The sequence below is a fragment of the Variovorax sp. dw_954 genome (genome assembly GCF_018449755.1).
Classification (GTDB): Bacteria; Pseudomonadota; Gammaproteobacteria; order Burkholderiales; family Burkholderiaceae_C; genus Variovorax.
The window spans coordinates 139,865-160,583 of record NZ_JAAVVD010000013.1; the positions used below are offsets into that span (position 1 = coordinate 139,865).

14 protein-coding genes are annotated in these 20,719 nt (G+C 59.8%); 5 read left to right on the top strand and 9 right to left on the bottom strand.

The genetic code is table 11. The annotated features are described in order from the left end of the window. Positions 1-23 precede the first annotated feature (23 nt). The 3 genes from HB681_RS20705 to HB681_RS20715 all read left to right on the top strand — a co-directional run bounded on the left by HB681_RS20705 (position 24) and on the right by HB681_RS20715 (position 5,367). Positions 24-2,423, top strand: a complete 2,400-nt coding sequence (locus HB681_RS20705) for a DNA-directed RNA polymerase subunit alpha C-terminal domain-containing protein (RefSeq protein ID WP_213956749.1) — start codon at positions 24-26, stop codon at positions 2,421-2,423. A 42-nt stretch (positions 2,424-2,465) separates the two neighbouring features. Beyond that, positions 2,466-4,181 carry an AAA family ATPase gene (locus tag HB681_RS20710; protein WP_213956750.1) on the top strand — a complete coding sequence of 572 codons (1,716 nt, stop codon included), beginning with the start codon at positions 2,466-2,468 and terminating at the stop codon, positions 4,179-4,181. 148 nt (positions 4,182-4,329) lie between these two features. Further along, the gene (locus HB681_RS20715) at positions 4,330-5,367 is read left to right on the top strand and encodes a hypothetical protein (RefSeq protein ID WP_213956751.1); all 1,038 of its coding nucleotides are present in this window, start codon (positions 4,330-4,332) and stop codon (positions 5,365-5,367) included. On the opposite strand, the gene HB681_RS20720 is transcribed toward HB681_RS20715, so the two are convergent. Then, complete coding sequence (locus tag HB681_RS20720) at positions 5,368-6,477, bottom strand: site-specific DNA-methyltransferase (protein WP_256354499.1); 1,110 nt, start codon at positions 6,475-6,477, stop codon at positions 5,368-5,370. Positions 6,478-6,744: 267 nt separating this feature from the next. Continuing rightward, positions 6,745-7,779, bottom strand: coding sequence for a TauD/TfdA family dioxygenase (locus tag HB681_RS20725; protein ID WP_213956753.1), 1,035 nt, complete (start codon positions 7,777-7,779; stop codon positions 6,745-6,747). Positions 7,780-7,869: 90 nt separating this feature from the next. On the opposite strand from HB681_RS20725, the gene HB681_RS20730 reads away from it, so the two are divergent. Together HB681_RS20730 and HB681_RS20735 are read left to right on the top strand one after the other, a co-directional pair. Next, the gene (locus HB681_RS20730; RefSeq protein WP_213956754.1) at positions 7,870-8,892 is read left to right on the top strand and encodes a hypothetical protein; all 1,023 of its coding nucleotides are present in this window, start codon (positions 7,870-7,872) and stop codon (positions 8,890-8,892) included. A gap of 5 nt (positions 8,893-8,897) precedes the next feature. Then, positions 8,898-12,230, top strand: coding sequence for an ATP-dependent helicase (locus HB681_RS20735; protein ID WP_213956755.1), 3,333 nt, complete (start codon positions 8,898-8,900; stop codon positions 12,228-12,230). A gap of 542 nt (positions 12,231-12,772) precedes the next feature. Here the strand turns inward: HB681_RS20735 and HB681_RS38195 are convergent. The 7 genes from HB681_RS38195 to HB681_RS20765 all read right to left on the bottom strand — a co-directional run bounded on the left by HB681_RS38195 (position 12,773) and on the right by HB681_RS20765 (position 20,639). Further along, the gene (locus tag HB681_RS38195) at positions 12,773-13,534 is read right to left on the bottom strand and encodes a molybdopterin dinucleotide binding domain-containing protein (protein WP_256735024.1); all 762 of its coding nucleotides are present in this window, start codon (positions 13,532-13,534) and stop codon (positions 12,773-12,775) included. A gap of 19 nt (positions 13,535-13,553) precedes the next feature. Beyond that, positions 13,554-15,107 (bottom strand): molybdopterin-dependent oxidoreductase, encoded by a 1,554-nt coding sequence (locus HB681_RS20740; RefSeq protein WP_345944710.1) that lies wholly within the window; start codon positions 15,105-15,107, stop codon positions 13,554-13,556. Positions 15,108-15,205: 98 nt separating this feature from the next. Further along, the gene (locus HB681_RS20745) at positions 15,206-16,036 is read right to left on the bottom strand and encodes an SRPBCC family protein (RefSeq protein WP_213956756.1); all 831 of its coding nucleotides are present in this window, start codon (positions 16,034-16,036) and stop codon (positions 15,206-15,208) included. Next, positions 16,026-16,502, bottom strand: coding sequence for a (2Fe-2S)-binding protein (locus HB681_RS20750; RefSeq protein ID WP_213956757.1), 477 nt, complete (start codon positions 16,500-16,502; stop codon positions 16,026-16,028). Before HB681_RS20750 ends, HB681_RS20745 begins: the two co-directional genes overlap by 11 nt. Continuing rightward, positions 16,499-17,365, bottom strand: a complete 867-nt coding sequence (locus HB681_RS20755; protein ID WP_213956758.1) for a xanthine dehydrogenase family protein subunit M — start codon at positions 17,363-17,365, stop codon at positions 16,499-16,501. The genes HB681_RS20750 and HB681_RS20755 overlap by 4 nt, the downstream gene beginning before the upstream one ends. After that, complete coding sequence (locus tag HB681_RS20760; RefSeq protein ID WP_213956759.1) at positions 17,358-19,652, bottom strand: xanthine dehydrogenase family protein molybdopterin-binding subunit; 2,295 nt, start codon at positions 19,650-19,652, stop codon at positions 17,358-17,360. Before HB681_RS20760 ends, HB681_RS20755 begins: the two co-directional genes overlap by 8 nt. Next, positions 19,653-20,639: a tripartite tricarboxylate transporter substrate binding protein gene (locus tag HB681_RS20765; protein ID WP_213956760.1), complete on the bottom strand. Its 987-nt coding sequence runs from the start codon at positions 20,637-20,639 to the stop codon at positions 19,653-19,655. It lies immediately after the preceding gene. Positions 20,640-20,719: the final 80 nt, after the last annotated feature.

The window sequence follows — 20,719 nt, forward strand, 5'->3', positions numbered from 1 at the left end:
TATCGAGCGGAGCGATTGGGACGATGCCACTCCCAATCCGCGCAGGTCGCGCGCCGATCGGATCAACGGGCGCAATCTCGTTCCACCCCGCCATTGATGGTTTCGGGTATCAAGTTGAGCAAACTGTAGAGCCGCCACAGGCCCTCCTACAGTCAGAGACGAAAATGCCCTCGGCTGAGAGCGCCGCGCCGAGGGGATGGGTGGGCAGGCTTGCCAGCGTCAGTCCTGCTTTGACCGAAAAGCTCGATGCCGCTGGAATATTGGACGAGGATTCATACCTCCTACACGAAAGATCCCTTGACCGGGAGACTCGCCACGTCTTGGGCCTGCGTCGGTACGAAATATTAGAAGATCGGTTGCCCGACCCTGCCTCGTTCATCGACCACCTTAAATCCGCCCCTCCCTGGCTTTTGAATGCGCCTATCGCACTGCTGAATCTTTCGGTTCGTTCCAGTAATGTCTGCGCAGCCCATGAGATCAAAACCATGGGCGATTTCGCGAAGTATGGCCTGAATGGTCTCTTCAAGCTCCCGAATCTAGGTCAAAAATCGGTCCACGAGATCGGTCGGGAGATGGTGCAGCAGTTTACGACGGGGCATCCATTGAAGGCCGTCATACCAAAGTCCGAGTGGGTCGTACCTGAGCAACTTGGGGACAGCCCACCGAAATACAGTGCCTGTGATGACAACACGGACACCGATGACGAAGTTCCTACTTGTCATGATGACTCGTATACCTCACCAAGCATCACGAGTGGCCTTATAGACACTGCCGATGGGCTCAAACAAAGCGAAAGAGGTATTTGGGCTGGCCGCTTGGGCTTCCGTTGCGAGCCGATGACGCTCCAGCAGATTGCCGATCAGATCGGCCTTACTCGAGAACGAGTCCGTCAGATCGAAATCAAAATCTACAAGAAAGTTGGTACACATCCTTACTGGGACGAACTCTCCCGAAAAGTACAGGAGCATTTGAGCGAAAGAAGCTCGCCGCTTTTCCTTAATGGAGTATCTGCGATTGACCCTTGGTTCGAGGGTGCAGGCGAACTCGAGCATGCCCTGCGCGAGGTCTGTGACCGCATTCCCCGTTTGGGCTTCTACGTCTTGAGCTGGAACGACAGTCCCGTAATTTCGCGCATGAGTCAGGCGCGGTGGCTCGAAGCAATCCAGGAGGCCAAAGGCATGATGTTGGCTCTCGCGGAACAGAATCTGAGTGAACGCGACGCGCTCTCACAGGTCGCAAGTGTCCTCATTGGCAATGGGGAGGATATGCGAGAGGCCCTGCGAGAGGAAGTTTCCAGACTCTGCATATGGTCTGCCCTGCCCGATGGGTCGCGAATCCTTGCTGGCTTCGGCAAGTCGGCAGCGGCTTTGGTTTCAGGCGTCCTGCAGGCATCCGATACTCCTCTTCACATCGATGAGATCCAGCGGCGTGTCCGCACTCACTCGACCTACGAGGGCACTAACCTCCGCAACATCAGCAGGGCTGCATCCGAAGTGGGTATGCTTTTCGGACGCGGCACCTATGGCCTTTCAAAGCACTGTCCCCTGAACCCTTCTCAGATGCAGGCCGTCCGTGCGGAGGTCGAAGACATCATCTCTGGGGGATCGTCTTCAAAGCAATGGCACAGCAGTGAGTTGTACGACGAACTCCTCAATCGCGGCTTTTCATACGAGGGAAAGCTCACCAAATACATCATTAACATGGCATTGTCCAGTTCGCCTTCGCTCGTCTACCTGCGCCGCATGGTTTGGGGGGTGCGCGGCGAGTGGAGCGAGAACGCCGATGCTCGACTAGATGTGAGGCAGGCCATCGTTTCACTACTTGAAGACGAGGGCAAGCCCATGAGTACGGAGAAAATCCGCTCGAAGCTGATTGAAGGCCGGGGCCTCAACATCCATTTTCAAATCTGGGCTTCGAGCCCTCTGGTCCGTCTAGGCCCTGGCCTTTGGGGATTGGAAGGCAGGGATGTGGACATGCAGCAAGCCGGCGATATGTCATTCCAACTACTTAAGGAGCTTGCCGCTCGGCAAGTTGGCATGCATGCCTCCGAAGTAGCTGCGTACTTGGGCTTAGATAGCGAAGACAGGTTACCAGTGCTTGTCTCGGTGGCCAGTAAGGATGGACTGCGCATGGACAAGGGACAATATTGCTATCTGCAGCCATGGGGAGAATCGCGTCGCGTCTCCGTCGGGGAGGCCGCTACCGCGACGCTGAAGGCTCATCCTGAAGGCTTGTCCAGAGCCGAATTGCTTGAGTTTGTCGAGCGTGAAACTAAGCGCAAGGTTGACCGCCAGCAATTTAGTGCTGTGTTGCAGAACATCGATGCGATTTTTGACTCCGAGTCCTCTTTGTGGAAGTTCGCCGGACGTGGAGACGAGGACGAAGGCGCAGAGGGCCCAGCCGAGGCTCCCGTCACGGCTTGACCATTGGTCGACAGGGCGAGAGAACTAGAACGAAGGATAACTTTGGCCACCACGCGAAACAATATTTTGGGCGCGGAAGCTGCGGCTCGTTCGGCCTCTTCTGCCCCATTGCGTGCTTTCTCGTACGACCGCAGGACGTGCGGAACTCGCGACCTTGCTCTCTCCGAGCCCACCTCTGCTGAGACGGGGTATTGGGCTAACCCTTCTAACATCAGCAGTAAGCCGCCTCGCTGGATTGTCAGAATCGACGCCACGGTGCCGGAACTATCGGTCGACATTGCACGCGATGCGGAAGGCGAGCCATTTCAGGGCGCGGAGACCGTTGGTTATATCAACAACGGGCAGGGGCGCTGTGCTCTAGCAGCCTTTCGACTGAAGCCTTCTCTGAAGCTCTCGAATGAGTCCTATGCCTTCCCGGAGAGTTGGGAATGGATCATCCAATTCGGGTTTTCGAAGCCCTTGCCAATGGGGACGTCAGGAGACGCGCTCACCGAGTTCTCCGCGGATCGCAGCGAGATCGGATACAAGGGGCGGGCCGACGTGAAGGCCAACTTCAAGATCCAGCAGATTGGCCTGGTGATGACACTCGCTCCTCGCGAGTCTCAACAAATGCCGGACGGGCGGCTGGTCAGCTACGAAGACGCGACCGACGCACTCCAATCTTGGCTTTCATCGGGAACGGCAGAAGTATCCGCCTACGATCCCAGAGATCCAAATGAATTGATCCGTATGGAGGTCGATCTAGGGCGCTGCTTTGGAGCGGAAAGTACGGTGGCTGCTCTCGCCTCCGACATCATTCCTTCCACTGAACTCCTTGGCATACCCGACGAAGTTTACGATGTGATCAATGCATCTCTCAGGGCAGGTAAGCGCCATTTCATCTTCCATGGCCCTCCTGGCACTGGGAAGACCACCTTGGCACAGTACGTCGCTGAAAACTTGGGAGACTCGGGCGATGCGTCAGCGCCCTACACTCTGCTCACAGGTTCCGCTTCATGGAGTTCCCAGGACTTGGTTGGCGGCTACCAGCCGCTGGGGCCCGGCAAAATAGGATTCATCCCCGGCGTCATGCTTCGGGAGTTCCACAAGCCTATCATCATCGATGAACTTAACCGTTGCCCCATTGACAAAGTCATAGGTCCTTTGTTCTCTGTTCTTTCTGGGCATGCCACGTCGCTTCAGTACCGTGTAAATGTTGAGGACCCCGGAAGCCCCTTTTATCGGCTCCTTCCCAAGACCAATCCGGCCATGGAGTCACATGAATTTGCCCCAGGGGCCAGTTGGGCGATGATTTGCACGCTCAACCAAGCCGACAAAGAACAATTGGAGCAAGTAAGCCTTGCAATGACGCGACGTTTCACTTGGATTCGTCTAGGGGCGCCCCCAGATCTTCGCAGTTTCGTTCACAGGATGCTTGCGAAGCTCGCCTTGATGAAAGGCCCTTACAACGAACTGCTACCCAATCCCGTGGCAGACGTCTGGCGCATCGTGTGCGCATTCAGAGAGATGGGAGCTGCCCCTGCCATTGACTTCCTGAGGCTCGTGTCCGCAGTCGATGATTCGATTGATTTCCTAGCAAATCCTTTGCCCTCAACTCAGCGAACTTTCGTTGCTGCATTCGCCTCGACCTTCCTGCCACTGCTCGATGGGATTGGCAAGGACGAAGCCGTAGACTTGGCGTCGGAGATTTCCGCGGCATGGAACCTTTCCGAAGAGGCCGCAGGCGACTTGCAGCGCCGCCTATCGGAACTAGGCTAGGCCCTTGAGCGCTAGTCGGTCCGCTGCCATTGCAGAGTTATGCCTTTCCTTGGTGTTGGGCAGCTACAAGCGCCTAGCGCCCAACGGAAGAATGCTTGCTTCTTCAGAAGCTCGAGGCGCCCGCGGCGCTCTCCTTCTGGCTTGGGCGATGTCCCACGAAATCCATGAAATAGCTTTGGGCGCTTTGGGGCACCGCCGCGGGATGCGCCAACGAAGTGTTTTGGAGACGTCGGAGCACCTCGGACAAATCTCGGGCTCCATCGACGCTAACGAAACGCTCATGCGCCAGCATGTAAAGGCCGACCCCAGCGTCTTCGTTGTCAACGAATTAGTTGCATCCAAGGAAACCCTTCAAAGCCGTCAAGTTCCAGCTTGGGCCTTAAAGCTAGCCCGCGACGAGATCTCAAGGGCAATATGCGTTAGTGACTCAGGTGCTCGCCGAGACCTTGAAGCTCGCCTTGCGGTGTACAACGCAGCCCTAGCATCCTCTCATATAAAGAGAGCCCTCGCTGGAAGAATTGGAAGTTATCGTCCGCGACATTCGGTGATTAGCGGTGCTCGACAAAGCAGGAGCGCTCTGCATCCAAAGTCCGGCGATGTCATTCGAGTTTACGAGGGATTGCGTCGCCTCGCACCCTTCGCATTGAGGCGCATTGTTCTTGATGCGGTGCTAGGCCGCACGGGCGAACAGCGGCTTTTGGAGTTGGCGGCGGGACTGTCACTGGCTCAGGCGTTGTCTATCGTCAGTGGGCATCCGATGGTCTGGAACTTGTCGGCGGAGCAGGATGGCATCATTGCCAAAGTGGGGTTCTTCACGGTGGGGTGGAACACACCCGTACACCTTGACGCAGAAGACCCGCGCATCGTCTGCGTTCAAGACGGGCACTCCGGCTCATATTTAGCCTTCCTACGATGCGCACAAGTATTGAGCGCAGACTTTGAAAGCGAAGCGATACGTTTGGCCACTGAGAGCTTGGTGGCCGAATGCCGAAAAGAGGCCAAAAAGGGGCCACGATTCGAAGAAACGCCCTTGGCCAACTGCGCAGTTGTTTCATTTCGATTTCTTAAGTTCGATCCGGGAGAACCGAAAGTAAATCAGCTGATCGCCGCAGACTTCGATGACATCGGCCGTGGGCGGCTTGTTGAACTAGCCCGTCGAACATGCCGCAGATCCAGTCTCTCCTAACTATCTTGTCTCACCGCCGTTAGGGTGCAGCGGAACTTGCGATTCGTCTACCGGCTGTGCGCAAGGTGTACTGATCGAGTACGTAGCAGCCTTACTTCTAGGCGCGTCTGCGGCCTCCGCTTGGAAGCGAGCCATGCCCCCCCTTATATACTCGCTGGATAGCTCCACGCATGTCCATCTGCGCCTCAATGCTTCCGCGACCATTCCCGTCATGCATGAACCGCCGAAGGGGTCGAGAACCAAGTCGCCTGGATCAGTAAGCATGCGAATGAAGTATTCCGGCAGGAGGGCCGGGAAGCGGGCGGGGTGAATGTCAATCCCATTGGCTCTGCAATAGTCTTGGTAGAGGCCATTGCTCTCAGTGTTTGCGATTGCCAGCAGGTTCGGCGGAACCGAACCTCCGTTGTCTTTAGAGAACTTGTCTGATATGTCATGCCCTGACGGTCTCAACCTAGCCGAGTAACCATTCTTGAGCAGATTTCTCATGGAGTCCGAATAGGGCATCAGCACTCGCTTGTTGCTGGCCTTCGGGAACGGGGTCTTCGAGAGCCACCAAACGCAGTTGACAGCGTCCTTAACCCGAACCCTGCGTACGTTGACCCATTCCGCCGGGCTCGGAAGCTTCGCCGGATTCCACCAGTAGTGCTCTTGTGCGAGATGAAAGCCGTATTCCTCGCACAGCATAACCAATAGCTTGAAGTGGTAAAGCGAACGGGTGGGGGTGCCTGACTTCCAAGCACCTCCAATGTCAATCACCACGCTTCCGTCTTCTTTGAGTACGCGATGGAATCCTTCCGCAAATGGACGAAACCACTCGCAGTACTCGGCGGCATCCTCATTGCCATAACTCTTCTTGCGCACCAGCCCAAAAGGGGGCGATGTCATAATCAGATTTACCGACTCGGGCTTGGCAGCGTGGTGGAGGTATTGAAGACTATTCCCCTGCAGAATTTTGCCCAGCGAGGTCTTGTGAGACTCGTGCAACTTGCCGAAGTCTCGCCCTTGCAATTCCTGCCGCTGCTTGCGCAAGGGCGCCGCGGAAACGTTGTGGAGGTGGCGTAGATAGTCGCCTAGCGACTTAAACCCTAGGGTCGCGGACACCTCCTCCATCTCTTGGCGCTCGTTGGTGGTGAGCCGAATGCTTGTGATGTTTTCCCGAGTCTCGACCAACGGCGGCCTCCCCATCAAAGACTCCTTAGCGATTATCGCATCAATAAAACTGGCAGTTTAACGTATTACAAAAACGGCCGGTTGGCGTTTCCGCACGGCACTACGTCGCGTCTCGAAAGCAAAGGCCACCGAGTTCGCCTCTCGATTCCGCTGCGAAGCTGCGCGCCAAGGTAGGAGGTCCAGGCTGATCGCTGTCTGGCGCCCACACTAGGGAAAGAGCACGTGAGCCGGCCGGTCGCCGAGATGGCGGCGACTGTCATCCAGCTGGGACGTGTCCAGCCCGTAGGTCCGCAGCAGCCACCTCGACTGCCCGCCGATTTCACTCCCTACTTCACCGCGGCCGTGCAGACAAAGTCGGTTGCTCACGAGCAGCAGGTCGCCTGCCTGGATGGCCACGGCCAAGGCTACTTCGCTGCAGGCCTTAGTAAAATTCTCAGTTGCTTTTTCTGCAGCGCCGCCAGGCTCAGTTGGAGAAACGCTGGAATGGCTGAATCGAACGATCGTGCCGATGGCTGCATCTTTGAGCACTGGCTCATCGATGGCGGTATGGACCTCCCCGAGGATATCGCGCATACCTTCGAGAAAGGTCGCTTGCGACTCGATGGAAAACTGCGCCTGCTTCAGTTCGTGAATGTCTTCCGGTGACAGCTTTCCCAAGGCCTCTCGGAGCACCATCACCGTCGTCGGCACGGACTTCGGATTTCTCAGGCCGACCAGAGTCACCAAATCGGGCGACGGCGCGATTCGCGTATTGGACGCGTCGGTCTCGCCGTTGAACGGAAAGCTCACGCCGTCCGTGTGCCCGCGCAGTCCTCCCTGAGACTTGCGCGCGAACTTACCGTCGCCAGGGATCGCAGTCAGGCTGACGAAGAGTTCTCCGCTGTTCTCGGAACCGTACGACACGGTTTCCATGCCGAGGAAGGAATGGGCAGCGATGGCCGCAGCGCGGCCCGCGTACGTGCCTGTGGCGTCCGGAACAGGCGTGAACCAGTCCGGCGTGTCGGGCAAGTGGGTCGGCTCGAATACGTTGGTCAACACCACGAATGGCGCCGACAGGACTCCTTGACGGACCGCCGCCAAGTCTTCACCAGCTGCAATGAGCGCTTCTTCCACGCCGATGGACAGCTCGCCACCAAGCTTTCTCGGCTCAGCCAGCTCGTCCACTCGTTGCTCAAATGAGGTCGCCAGCTCCCAGGCTGCGACGGCGGTCCTGATGGCCGCAGCCAGCTTCGGCGCAGTCATAACATCTCCACGGGGGGGGTTGATACATTATTGATATACATCTACACTGCGTCAAGGGGCTCGCGTGCCCCGCAGCCATGGAGGGCGTCAATGCAAACCACGCTTAAACCGGTAGACCTTGCCGAAGCTCAAGCACTCTTGTCCCGGCTCCCAGATACATTCTCTAGCATTCTTCGGACAGCCCGATTGCGGGCGACGCCTGAGGGACATATTTCCGTTTCCTATGCCATGCAAGGCTCTTTGAAGCGCGAAGTGACGGCTGCTTCGCCGAATGAAGCGATTCGACTGACTCTCGTCGACGTGGCGACCTATGTCACGTCGTGCGCACAAGAACACGAAGCGATTCCAATGAGTTCCTGTGCTACTGGCACCGAATTGGCAACGGAGGCGCCTTCTCCAGAGCGCGCGCTTTCCAAAGCGAAGCAACAGACGCTTGGTGCTTCGTTGCCTTCTCGCCTGAAGGAACATCTCGGCGAGTTGGCTGCCGCCGAGGCGACGAGCTTCGCCGACGTGTGTCGGCGATTTGTTGTCTTCGGATTTGAAGACTTCATCGCGAGGGCGCTCTACGCGGGCCCCACCTTGCTATTCAATGTGCTGGCCAACGAGTTGCACGAATGGGACGACTCCGACACCGAGCAGGTAATGGTGCGTTTGGACCCAGGCCAGGCCGTGCGGCTCCGGTCGACCGCGAAGGAGTACGAGAAGTCGGTCTCCGAGTTGACGGTGCTGTGCTTGGCCCATGGTATTGCGATGCAGAGGCTGCTCGAGCCCCTCGAATCTCGGGTTTCGAAGTGCAAGGGGCCGGCAATTAGAGGGCTGGTTTCAAAGCTTGGACTTCAGCCTTTTGCCGTTCCTCTCGTATCGGGCATCCTCGCAGGAAGCGTACGCGCACCGAGGAAATTGCTCCCCAAACTCGCCATAGCCTTGGACGCGCCTGAGTCTTTGCTGTCCACTGTATTTCGAGGTAGTTTTGACCGGAGGCTGGTACCCGCATTCAAAGCGGAGGGCGGAAAGCCAGTGCTTTCTACGGCGCCTTCAACTTGGACCACCGCGGTGAAGGCGTTGAGCCTTTCCCCAGAAGATGCGAAAGCTCTTCTTGAACTGGGAGTCTGATACGCATGAATCCCTTCCAGCGCGCTCGAAATGAAGCACATGCAACCAGAGCGAAACTGGAGCCCTCACATGCGCACACCCCGCTATCGGCCAAAGACCTGCTGCAAAGGGTCGAGTCGATCCTAAACATTGCGATTGAGTCCGTGCCGCCCACCTATCCCGACCTTGGGGGCGGGACGGCTGTGCTCCAGCGGGAGCAAATGTTCATCTATGTGAGTACGGAGGTCGACAAATGGAATGCCGAGTTCTGTGGTCTTGTCGCCCATGAACTCGGGCACTTCTTTCTTGATGCGACGAAGCCAGCCACGACTGTTGCGCACTTGAGCACTCTGGTGGGCAGCGCTGGCAGCCCGGCCGTCCTCAAAGTGGAAGCCTACGGCGCGCGCGAGCGGCAGGAGCTCCAAGCAAACGTCTTCGCCCGCGAGTTGCTGCTACCGAGAGATGTCGCCCGCCAATTCGCATTGGCCGGAAAGGGCACTGCAGATGCGGCCACCGAGCTCGGTATCCCACTGGAATTCGTCAGGCAGCAAATGCTCGATGGCCTCCTGCTTCCGGACTCAAGCGAGACGACCAGCCCGCTAAGTGAACCGAGCCCCGACCAGTTGGCGGCGGCGAGAGCCGAAGAACGCGCGGCGAACGTGGTCGCAGGACCGGGCACAGGCAAGACCACCACGCTCATCCATCGAGTCAAGTACCTGGTGGAAGAGAAGCACGTGCATCCGAGCCAAATTCTGGTCCTCACGTTCACAAACAAGGCGGCTCTGGAACTGGTCGAACGGCTGCGAAGCGCCGGAATTGCAGATGCTTCCGATATCTGGGCGGGCACATTCCACTCGTTCGGACTGGAGTTTCTGCGGAAGTACCACCAGCACTTCGAGCTGGACTCGGACCTTCACGTCTCGGACTTGATGGGCTCGATGACCAATCTGGTCAAGGCGCTGCCGCGCGTCAAGCTCGGGCGTTTCCTGCGAGTGGAAGACCCGTACGACTGGCTTGGGGCCGTCGGCGACGGCATCACGAGGCTCAAAGAGGAGATGGTCTCCCCGGCTACCTACAAGAGCTTTATAGAGACCAACGAGGTCGAAGACAAGGAGATTCAGCAAAAGCGCCTCGATGTGGCCACCCTCTTCGAGTTGCACGAGACCTTGCTCAAGGAGCGCCGGACTGTTGACTTCGTGGACCTCATCTCGAAGCCGGCAATTGCACTGAAACACGATAGGAAGCCATTCGTCGAGTTGGCTGACCGCTTCCAATACGTCTTGGTGGACGAATACCAGGACGTCACGCAGGCTATGGTCGAACTGCTTCGTCAGCTGGCGTACAAGAAGCATATTTGGGTAGTCGGGGATGTTCGCCAAGCCATTCATCATTGGCGGGGCGCTTCGCTGAAAAGCCTCCAGAAGTTCGACGTTGAGTTCAAGGCGCATGCCGCTGGGACTTCAATCCAGCGGTATCCGTTGACCTTCAACCGAAGAAGTTCGCAGGAGGTCGTCGACCTTACACAGCAGATTGGCCGCGACCACGCTCTTGAGAGCACGTTGAGGCTCGATGAGGTTGTCGCGACCAATGGCACATCGGGCGCAATGCCTGTGGTTGTCACCTGCCGCGACGGCGATGCCCTCCTCGGCGCGATTTTTGAACACATCAACGAATTGCAGGTCAGCGGGGTGCCCTTTCGCCACCAGGCAGTGCTTTGCCGCAGGTCGAGCGACGTAGAGCGCACCGCCGAGCTTCTGAAGCAGGCGGGGGTTCCCATCATCTACAGCGGAGAGCTGACTGCAAGGGCCGAGGTTAAGCACATTCTCTGCCTCATCCAGCTCCTCGTTGAGCGTCGCCCGAAGGCATTGGCCGGCCTGTCGGGGATTTCTGCTCTCAACATGCCGTTGGCAGACTTACACGTTCTGCTAAAGGCAGCCGAGCGCGATGTGGCCTTCCAGAGAGGTCGCTGGATCCACGTGCCGCCACCCGGGCTCAGCTCTCGCGGCCTGGAGGTGACGGCCAGTCTCCGAGACCTTATCGGGCAGTTCCAGCATGGCTCCAATCCCTGGGCCTTCATCTGCCATCTCCTGCTGGACAAGCGCTTCGGCGTCCCGCCTGCCGCTGACATCAGCGTTCGAGCCTGGGTAAGTCGCATTGCCCTCTGGCAGTTCGCCTACAGCGTGCGAAACGGCGACGGCGAAATGAAGGAGGCGCGGCTGTCGCGGTACTTGCTGCGACAACGGCTGCGGCAGCGAATCGGTGATGCCCAAGGTCAGCGCGAGCTTCCGCCGGAAGCAGCCGTGCTCGACGGCGTTCGCGTGATGACCGTTCACGGAAGTAAGGGGCTGGAGTTCGAGGCGGTGCATGTGGGCTTCGTTAGCGCGGACAGCTACGGAAGCCGAGAACCCAGTTGGCGGCCTGAAGGCATTCTCGACATCGTGCCGCCAGAGGCCCTCGGTAGCAGCATGGATGAATACAAATTTGAGGAATCAGTCGAACGGAACAACCTCCTTTACGTGGCTATCTCGAGAGCGAAACGGCACCTGTATCTCTATCAAGACACCAAGTTCAAGTACTCAACCGCACCCCAACTGGACCACTATCCCAGGAAGTACCTCTCAAAGGCATACAGCGGGTCGTCGCTGACCATGGCGAGGGCAATGACGAATGGGGCTTTTGCAGCGGCGACGGCGTTGCCTTTTGAAGATTTCTACAGCTACGCAACTTGTTCGCTGCGCTACTGGTACAGCCACGTGCTGGAAATGCAAAGCGAGTCGGATGTCGACGTATCGCTACGCGCGCGATGGGCAGTGATGGATGCGCTCAAGGCGTTCTCCTCCGGCGCGTCAGGCTCGGCACAGGGGGCGCTGGGTTCGGCCTGGACGAACCGAAAATTGCCCACCGCTGTCGAAGACCCCTCACTGTGGGCAGACGCGCTTTATGCGCTTGACCGAGGTGAGCGCCAAGTGAAGACCTTGCGGGAGCGAGGCGGCCGATTTGAGCAGGCCTTGGCTACCATCGGCGGACTAAAGCTGCAGATGACTTGGGGTTTTCGCATCGACGGGACCTACGGGGGAACCGAGTACGCAATCCTGAGGTTCTCCCGTCGCGGAATCAGCGACTTCAAGACCATTATGAATCCGGTGCTGCGTGGGCTGGGCTTACCGGGACCTACGTCCATGTCTCTTCACCATGTGCTTTCGGAGAAGACCGACCAAGTGGAGGGCTCGAAGGCCATTGAAATGACCAAGGCCTACAAGGCGGCACAGCGTTTCGCCGCCGGCGACAATGCGCCGGCCATCGGTCACCACTGCAGCCGTTGTGACTTCTGCACAATCTGTCCGTCTGCCCCTCGGTAGTTCCCGGCTCGCCACGTCTCGAGTTCTACACGCTCACAGGAGACGGCTTGGAATGGGCCGTTTGCCCAGTCAGGGAAAAAGGACACTACTGCTGGTTCGCTAAGGTACAAGGCCGGCATACACCGCCCGGTCCAGCAGCTCGCGACGTACATTTGGGTCTAGGGTAGGAAGCGCGATCGTACAGACGGAGCTCAAATCACTATCATGAGATCGTGCCTCAACCGCCCCGCACGGGCAGCGCTAGCTTAGCCGGTGGCGTTTAACATAAATCGGATAGCCTTATTTTCGATATAGCGGCCGATCGGTACAGTCGTGCTTTGAGCAAATCGAAATATCGCATATTTGACGGTCTAGTTCATGGATCCGAGACAGCGATCGAGCGTTCGACTGGAATACCGCAAGCCACGCGATCGAGTCCAAGTCACACATTATTGGCTCAGACCAGTCCCAGTCCGAGCCCCCAGCGAGCCGACCCGCTGAATCGGGTGAACCATTTTGCTGACTTGGCTGCGGAATTGACTGACTCCTACAGCGCAGGGTAATCAGGCGCCAGGGCTAATGTCTTGTTCAAACAGTGGCGGATCGTAGGCGGTCACCGGAGGCGGGGGTCTTAAATGTTTTTCAATTTGAACAAGTGCGGTTTGGACCATCGATCCTTGAGCTAGCTGCGACGTGCCTGTGTCCAGCGTCACCACGTTCGGATTGCCGTGCTTTTCCAGGCTGCCTGGCTTGCCGCCTTCCAACGGGTCGTACCAAGCGCCGGTAGCGATAATGGCAACGCCACTCATCAAGTCATCGGCGATGTGCAGCGCAGCGAGGAACTCCCCGCGGGAATTGAAAACTCGCACGATGTCGCCGTCCGCGAGTCCCCGCGCCGCTGCATCCGCTGCGTGCAAAGTGATGCGCTCGCGGCCTTTGAGCTTGCTCTTCCTGCTGACAGGGGAGTGATCCAGCTGGCTGTGAAGACGGAACGTTGGCTGGTGGGACAGGAGGTGCAGCGGGTGCTGCTTCGTCTCATCGGAGCCAAGCCATTCGGCAGGGTTCAACCAGGTCGGATGCGGAGGGCAATCGTCATACTTGTAGCCATCGATGCGCGCCGAGAAAATCTCGATCTTGCCCGAGGGTGTCGGCAATCGATTGGCCACGGGATCCCGGCGGAAGTCGCCAAGTAGCGGCGGCATTTGGGAAGGGGCTGGGAACCGGTATTCGCCGTCCGTCCAGAACTTCTCGAAGGGCGGTGGATCGAGTCCCAGAGCCTGAGCCTTGGTACGCGCGCCTTCGTACATGTGGCGCAACCAGCCCATTTCGTCGCGGCCCTCGGTGTTAGGCCAGTCCGAAGCCGAGCCGATGCGCCAGGTCGGCCATGATGTCAAAGTCGTTGCGAGCCCCGGCTACCGGCTCGACGACCTTTTTCATTGCAATCCAGTACGGCGTGTGCTCCTGCGCAAGGATGTCGTTGCGCTCCATGGTGGTTGTCGCGGGAAGCACGATGTCGGCATGTTTGGCCGGCGGATTCCACCAGGGTTCGTGGACGATGATCGCCTCGGGCTGCTGCCATGCCTCGAGGAAGCGGTTGAGGTTGCCGTTGTGGTGGAACGGGTTGCCGCCGATCGAATAGAGCAACTTTGTCTCGGGGTAGGTGATCGTCTTGCCGTCGTACTGGATCTGGGCCCCGGGGCGCAGCATCATGTCCCCGACCCGACCAACCGGCACATAGGTCTTGACGGGATTGGGGCCGAGCGGAAGCGTCGGACGCGGCAGGTCGGTCCGGTGCGGGATGTTGATTCCGCTGATCGCACCGAAGCCCAGGCTGAAACCCCGCCCCGGCAGGCCTATCTGGCCAAGCATTGCGGCCAAGGTGATCGTCATCCAGATGGGCTGCTCGCCGTGGTCGGCCCGCTGGACCGACCAACTGGTCGTGACCAAGGTCTTGGAGCCTGCCATCTTGCGTGCAAGGCCCTGGATCGTTTCAACCGGGACCAGCGTGATCTTGCTGGCCCATGCAGCGTCCTTTGGCTTCCCGTCATCGCGGCCCATCAGATAGGCCTCGAAGCGCTCATAACCCTCGCAGTACTTGCCGAGGAATTCATGATCAGCAAGGCCCTCGGAGGCAAGCGTATGAGCCAGGCCCAGCATCAAGGCGGTGTCGGTGTTGGGACGCAGGGGGATCCACTCGCTTTCGACTTCGGCGGGAAGATCCTGCCTTGAAGGACTGATGTTGACGAAGCGAAGGCCGTTGACCTTGGCACGGCTGAACCAGTCGGGGCTTTCGTGCACGACTGCCCCACCCGGATCGATCGTCGTGTTCTTCAACGACGCCCCGCCGAACATGACGATCAACTCGGCATGCGCGATCGCATCAGGCCATGACACGACCATCTCGGTGATGTCCGAGCTGCCAATGACATAGGGGGTGATGTGCATTGCCGCGCCGAAGCTGTGGTTGCCACGTTTGTCCGTATAGCCGCCGAAAAGGCCCAAGAATCGCTTCAGTACGCTGGGTGCGTGGTGCAGCCGGCCCGCACTCGCCCAGCCATAGGAGCCGCCATAGATCGCCTCGTTGCCGTACTTTGCCTTGATGCGCTGGAACTCACGGGCGATGAGGTCCAGCGCCTCGTCCCAACTGACCGGCACAAAGGGCTCCCCGCCGCGCTTGTACGTGCGGTTCGATTTCAGGAAGCCTGCACGCACGTGCGGCTGTGAGATGCGAAGCGCGCTGTGGACCGTGTCGGGAAGGCTCGAGAGGAATGGCGGGGGATTCGGGTCTGCGTGGAACGGGATTGTCCGGACCACCTTTCCCTGCTTGTCCGTCTCGACGTCGTACACGCCCCAATGGGAGGCTGTCTGCGTAATTCGGTGGCCGGAAGTCTTTTCCACTGAGCATCTCCTGGGCGTAGCTGCCGCCACGCTTGCTGTCGTGCAGGCTTGCAAGTTCGTTGTCCCGAGGGACAGGCATGGAATATCTGATCCGTAGCTCAGCGCAGGCAATCGCGCAGCAAAGCCGCGCACTTGTCGGCAGCCTCGACGGGCCAATGAATGACCACTAAGGTACCTTCGCGCTGGATTTCGATGCGGATCGCCCGGTTGGCGTCGACAAGCGCGCCGCGGCTGCTGGACCCGCCCAGCAACCGGGAGAGCCACCCGGGCTGCGACGGCGCCGGGGTCACGGATGTGGCAAGCTTTCCCGTGGCCGGTGTCGCAGGCGCTGCTGGCGATGGCCTGGGCCCATTCAACGGCGCCGAAGTGGCCGTCGGTGCAGCGGAGGTCGTATCGTTCCGGAGGACCGGCGCGCTCTCGTGCTGAGGCATGGACAACGACTCTTCGATGGTGTCCGCATCCGCAGACGGGCTCACCGATGCGTCGCCCTCGATCCTCTGGCGCAAGTTGTGCCCGAACTCTTCCCACAGTCGGTCCGCCTTCGTCTTCATGGCGGAAAGGCCGAAATTGCCAAGACGCCCGAGCACGTCGACCTTCACCTTCAGGCGCATCTCCGTGCTGCCGTCGGGCATCGCTGCCAGGAACAATTCGGTTTGCTGCTTCATCGAGCTGGCGACCGAAGCATCATCTCCGGTGCCTTCGCAGCGCAGATAGGTGGGCGGTCGTTGCTCGACGATCGTGGTCTTGATCCGGAACTTTGCGCTGATGAATGACAACTTGACGGTCATCACCGCGCTGTATTCCGTCGGGCTCACGACTTCGATCGACTGCATGCCAGGCACGCAACCGGCCATGACCTGGGGGTCCAGCAGCAGCGACCAGACCTTGTCTGCCGGAGCGGCGATTGCCAACGTCTTTTCAATTTCCATTCATCTTCTCCGCTGCTTCCAGCACCGATTCCACAATCTGCGTGTAACCGGTGCATCGGCACAGGTTGCCATTCAGGGCCATGCGCACCTCGTGCGCTGTCGGGTGCGGGTTGGCTGTCAGCAACGCACACGACGCGATCAAGAATCCCGGCGTGCAGTACCCGCACTGCAGCCCGCCGCATTTCATGAAGCTCTCCTGCAAGGGATGCAATTCGCCGCCCAGCGAAAGGCCCTCGACGGTGGTGAGGTCACAGCCGTCTGCCTGCACTGCAAGCGACAGGCAGGACTTCACGACTTCGCCATCCACCAGCACAGAGCAGGCACCGCACACGCCGGTCTCGCAGCCACGTTTGGTACCGGTCAGGTTCAGGTCGTCTCGGATGAAATCGGACAGCATGCGGCGCGCGGGCACCTCTGCACGTTGGAGTTCGCCGTTGACGAGGAGTTGAATGGTGTGTTTGCTCATGCTGTCGCCAAGCCGAACACGTCGGCAATCGTCCTTCGGCTGATGACGCGGACCATGTCCCGGCGAAATTCCTCGGAGCCGCGTGCATCCGAGATGGCGGAAATCTCCGCCGCCACGATGTCGGCTGCGTCTGCGGCGACCTGTGTCGTGACCGTCTTGCCGGCGAGAAACGCCTCCGCCCTGGTGAGGCGCCGGGGCACCGACACGGAAGCGCCCACGACGATGCGCGCTTCGTGGCAGTGGCGGCCGTTTCGCCGAGTCATGAGCGCGACGCTTGCAAGTGGACGGTGCTCTGCGGCCGTCCGCAGGAAACGCGTGTACTGGCCACTCGCATCGGCGCTCAATAGCGGCACGCGTATCTCGATCACCAGTTCATCCGGCGCCAAGGCAGTGGCGTAGAAGTCCACCAGAAATTCGTCGATCGACAGCACGCGTTCCCCCCTGGTGCTTGCCACAACGACTTGTGCGCCATGCGCGAGGAGACATCCCGGCGGGTCGGTGGAGGGGTCCGCGTAGCAGAGATTGCCACCAAGGGTGCCCTGGTTGCGCACTTGCGGATTCGCGACCTGGGCGGCCATTGCCGCGAGCACCGGATAGTGCACCCGCACAAGCTCCGAGCGGGCCACCTCGGAGTGTTTGACCAAGGCGCCTATGCGAAGGCCGCGTCCCGGGTCGAACGTGAGGCCGCGCATGCTCCGGATGTTGGCGACCGACACCACATGCGTAGGTGAGACCATGCGCTGACGCAGCGCCAGCATCAAGGCAGTTCCGCCGGCCATGACCCGCGCCTGATCACCCAGGTCGGCGAGCATGTGGCTGGCCTCCGTCACGGACGCAGGCTGCAGGAAGTCGAAGTCATGCATGTCGCGCACTCTCATTGCGACTGCGCAGCGCTGCCAGAACCCTTTCCGGTGTGATCGGGAGGTGGGTCATGCGAATGCCGACGGCGTCATAGACCGCGTTGGCGATGGCTGCGGCGCCCGGGAGAATGGCCGTTTCGCTCGCGCCCTTGGCGCCGTAGGGGCCGTTCGGATCCATGGACTCGACGATGCCGCTGCGCAGCTCGGGCAACGCGTCGGGCGTCGGCATCGTGTAATCGGCGAAATTGCCGTTCGCGATGCGACCATCCTCCAGCTTGAGGTGCTCGTACAGTGTCCAGCCGATCGCCTGTGCGGCCGCGCCGTTGCTCTGGCCGTGTACCGCTTGCGGGTTGAGCGCCTTGCCGCAGTCATCAGAGACGAAACTGTCGATCACTGACACCTGACCGGTTTCCACATCGACCTCTACCTCCACGGCTTGCGCTGCGTATGAATACGCGGGGGCAATGTTGCCCATCAGGGTTTTCTTGTCGAACATCCGGGTCTGCGCGTCCCAGGAGCCGCTCACCTGAATGCCCTCACCGCCATCCCGCCAGATGTGGTTGCGGGCGAGCTCGGCGAATGTGACCTTGCGCTCCGGTTCCTCCCGAACACGCACCGCGCCGTTCCAGAGTTCCAGGTCCGTTTCCAGCACGACCAGTTGCCTTGCGGCCTGCGCGAGCAGTTTGTCTCGCGCCGCCCGAGCCGCGACGATCGCGGCATTGCCTGCGGTGATCGTGACGCGCGATGCCAATGATCCAATGGCAAAGGGCGCGGAATCCGTATCAGGCTGGACGATGTGGACGCAATTCAGGCCGACATTCAACTCGTGCGCGACGACCTGCGATATGACCGTCATCGCGCCCTGCCCCATGTCCGCTTCCGCCGAATGGATGATAGCCTTGCCATCTTCGTTGATCTTGATGACCACGGAGGAGCCGTCCCAGTCGCCGATGGTTCGATTGCCGCTGACATGCATCGCGGCGGCAAGCCCGATCCCGCGCCGCTTGCTGCCTATTCCCGGCTTTGTTCGCCTCTCCTTCCAGCCAATGGCGTTCGTGCATTGGGTGAGGCACTCCTGCAGACCGGTGCTGCCGATCTTCCAGCCGTGGACGGAAGTCTCGCCCTGCCCGATCGCGTTCAGGCGGTGGACGTCGAGCGGATCCAGCCCGAGCTTCAGGGCCATCGTATCGATGTGGCTGTTGAGCGCGAACAGCATCTGGGTGCCACCAAAGCCGCGGAACGCGCCATGCGGCGGCGTGTGGGTGTACACGAGGGAAGCGTCCGAGCGAACGTTGGCAAGGCGGTGCATGTTGTCGCTCCGCATGGCGCTCACGTGCATGACTTCCGCCGACAGGCCGCTGTAGGCGCCGCAGTCCGCCAGGATGCGCGTGTCCTTGCCCAGGATCCTTCCGTCGCGGTCCATCGCCAGCTTGAGAGTGATGCGTTCCGGCACGCTGCTGCAGCAGGCGAGGAAGTCCTCGAGCCGATTGTTGACCAGGCGCACAGCCTTGCCTGTACGAAGCGCAAGCAATCCCGCAATCAGGCTGTTCGCATCCTCGATGATCTTGCCGCCGAAACCTCCTCCAGTCGTCGCCTGGATCACGCGCACCTGGGACACTGGCAACTCAAGCGCTGACGCAAGCCGCGCGCGCACAAGGAAGGCGGTTTGCGTCGATGTCCACACCTGCAGCCGGCCGTCCGGGTCCATTTGCGCCACGGTGGCCATCGGCTCCATGTAGCCGGGATATTGGGCGTGCGTGGTGTAGGTTTCTTCGAAAACGAGGGCAGCGTCGGCGAACGCCGCGTCCACGTCGCCGCGCTCGAAGTTGATCTCGTGCGAGATGTTGCCGCGGCCCGGATGAATTCCCGGGGCGCCATCTGCCAACGCCGCCTCGACTGTGAGCAGTGCGGGAAGCTCTTCGTACTCGACCTTGATGAGATCCAGAGCGTCGCGTGCGATTTCTTCGGAATCGGCAGCTACAGCCGCCACTTCTTCGCCGGCGAATCGAGCTACGCCTTCCGCGAGGATGCGCCGTTCCTTGTGATGAACGCCCCAGCACACTCGGGGACCGTCGGCTCCGGTAACCACCGCCTTGACACCTGGCAAGGCCGACGCCTGGCTGGTGTCGATACTCAGGATCCGCGCGTGCGGATGCGGGCTTCGCAAGACCTTGCCGTGCAGCATCCCGGCAACCTTGATATCGCCTGCGTAGAGTGCCCGTCCAAGCACCTTGGCCCGAGCGGTGACTTGGGGCACAGACTTCCCGATGGTTGAGTTGCTCATGGCCATCTACTCGGCGCTGATATGCAGGTCACGAATGACCTTTCCCATCACCTGGTACTCGTGGGCATTTGTCTTCCGCAACACGTCAGGCGAACCGCCAACCGGCACGGCGCCGAACTGGGTCAGCTTGGCCTTGACATCGGACTCGGCCAGGATGGCGTTGAGGTTGGTGTTCAGCATCTGGATGGCGTCGCTCGGCGTCCCCTTGGGCGCGAAGAAGCCGTTCCACGCTCCGACCACGACATCCTTGTAGCCAAACTCGGTCAAGGTGGGGACGTTCGGGGCAAGGGAAGAGCGCTTGGCGTCGCCGATGGCCAACGGCGTCAGACGGTTGGTCGCGACATAGTCGCGGACGATGCCCAGCGTGACCCATGCAGTGCTGACGTGGCCCGCAACGACGTCGGTGACGGAAGGCGCCACACCCTTGTACGGGACGTGCATGATCTTCACGCCAGCGGCGGAGTTGAGCCACTCGCCGACGATGTGCATGGGCGAGCCCGCCCCGGGGCTGGCGTAGCTCAGGGGCTTGCCGGCCTTGGCTGCAGAGATCATGCCGGGAATCGTCTTGATGTCGGGATCGGGGTAGGCCACCAGGACCAGGGGCTGCGTGCCGATCTGGATCACTGGCTCGAACCCGTTCAGCACGTCGTAATTCGATGACGGGCCGAGCTTCATCACCATGGGGGCGGTGGTGAACGGGTTCGGCGTGAACAGCAGGGTGTAGCCGTCGGGATGCGCACGGCTCACGTAGCTGTTGCCGATGGTGCCACCGGCGCCTGGTCGGTTGTCGATCAAGACGGGAGTGTTCAGGCGTGCCGAAAGTTTTTCGCCCAGCATGCGTGCGATGGAATCGGTGTCGCTACCGGCGGGGTACGAGACCACGATGGTGATCGGCTTCGAGGGATACGCCTGGGCCAGCGCTGAACCGCAGGCCCAGAAAGCACACGTCAGGAAGACAGCGAACAAGCTGAAAAGTCGGCGTGAAGCAGGCATACAAGCACTCCTCGAGTTGTTCCACCTATGGAACGTTGGTTTGTCGGTGAACCAAATGATAATCTCTTATTGAGAAGTCA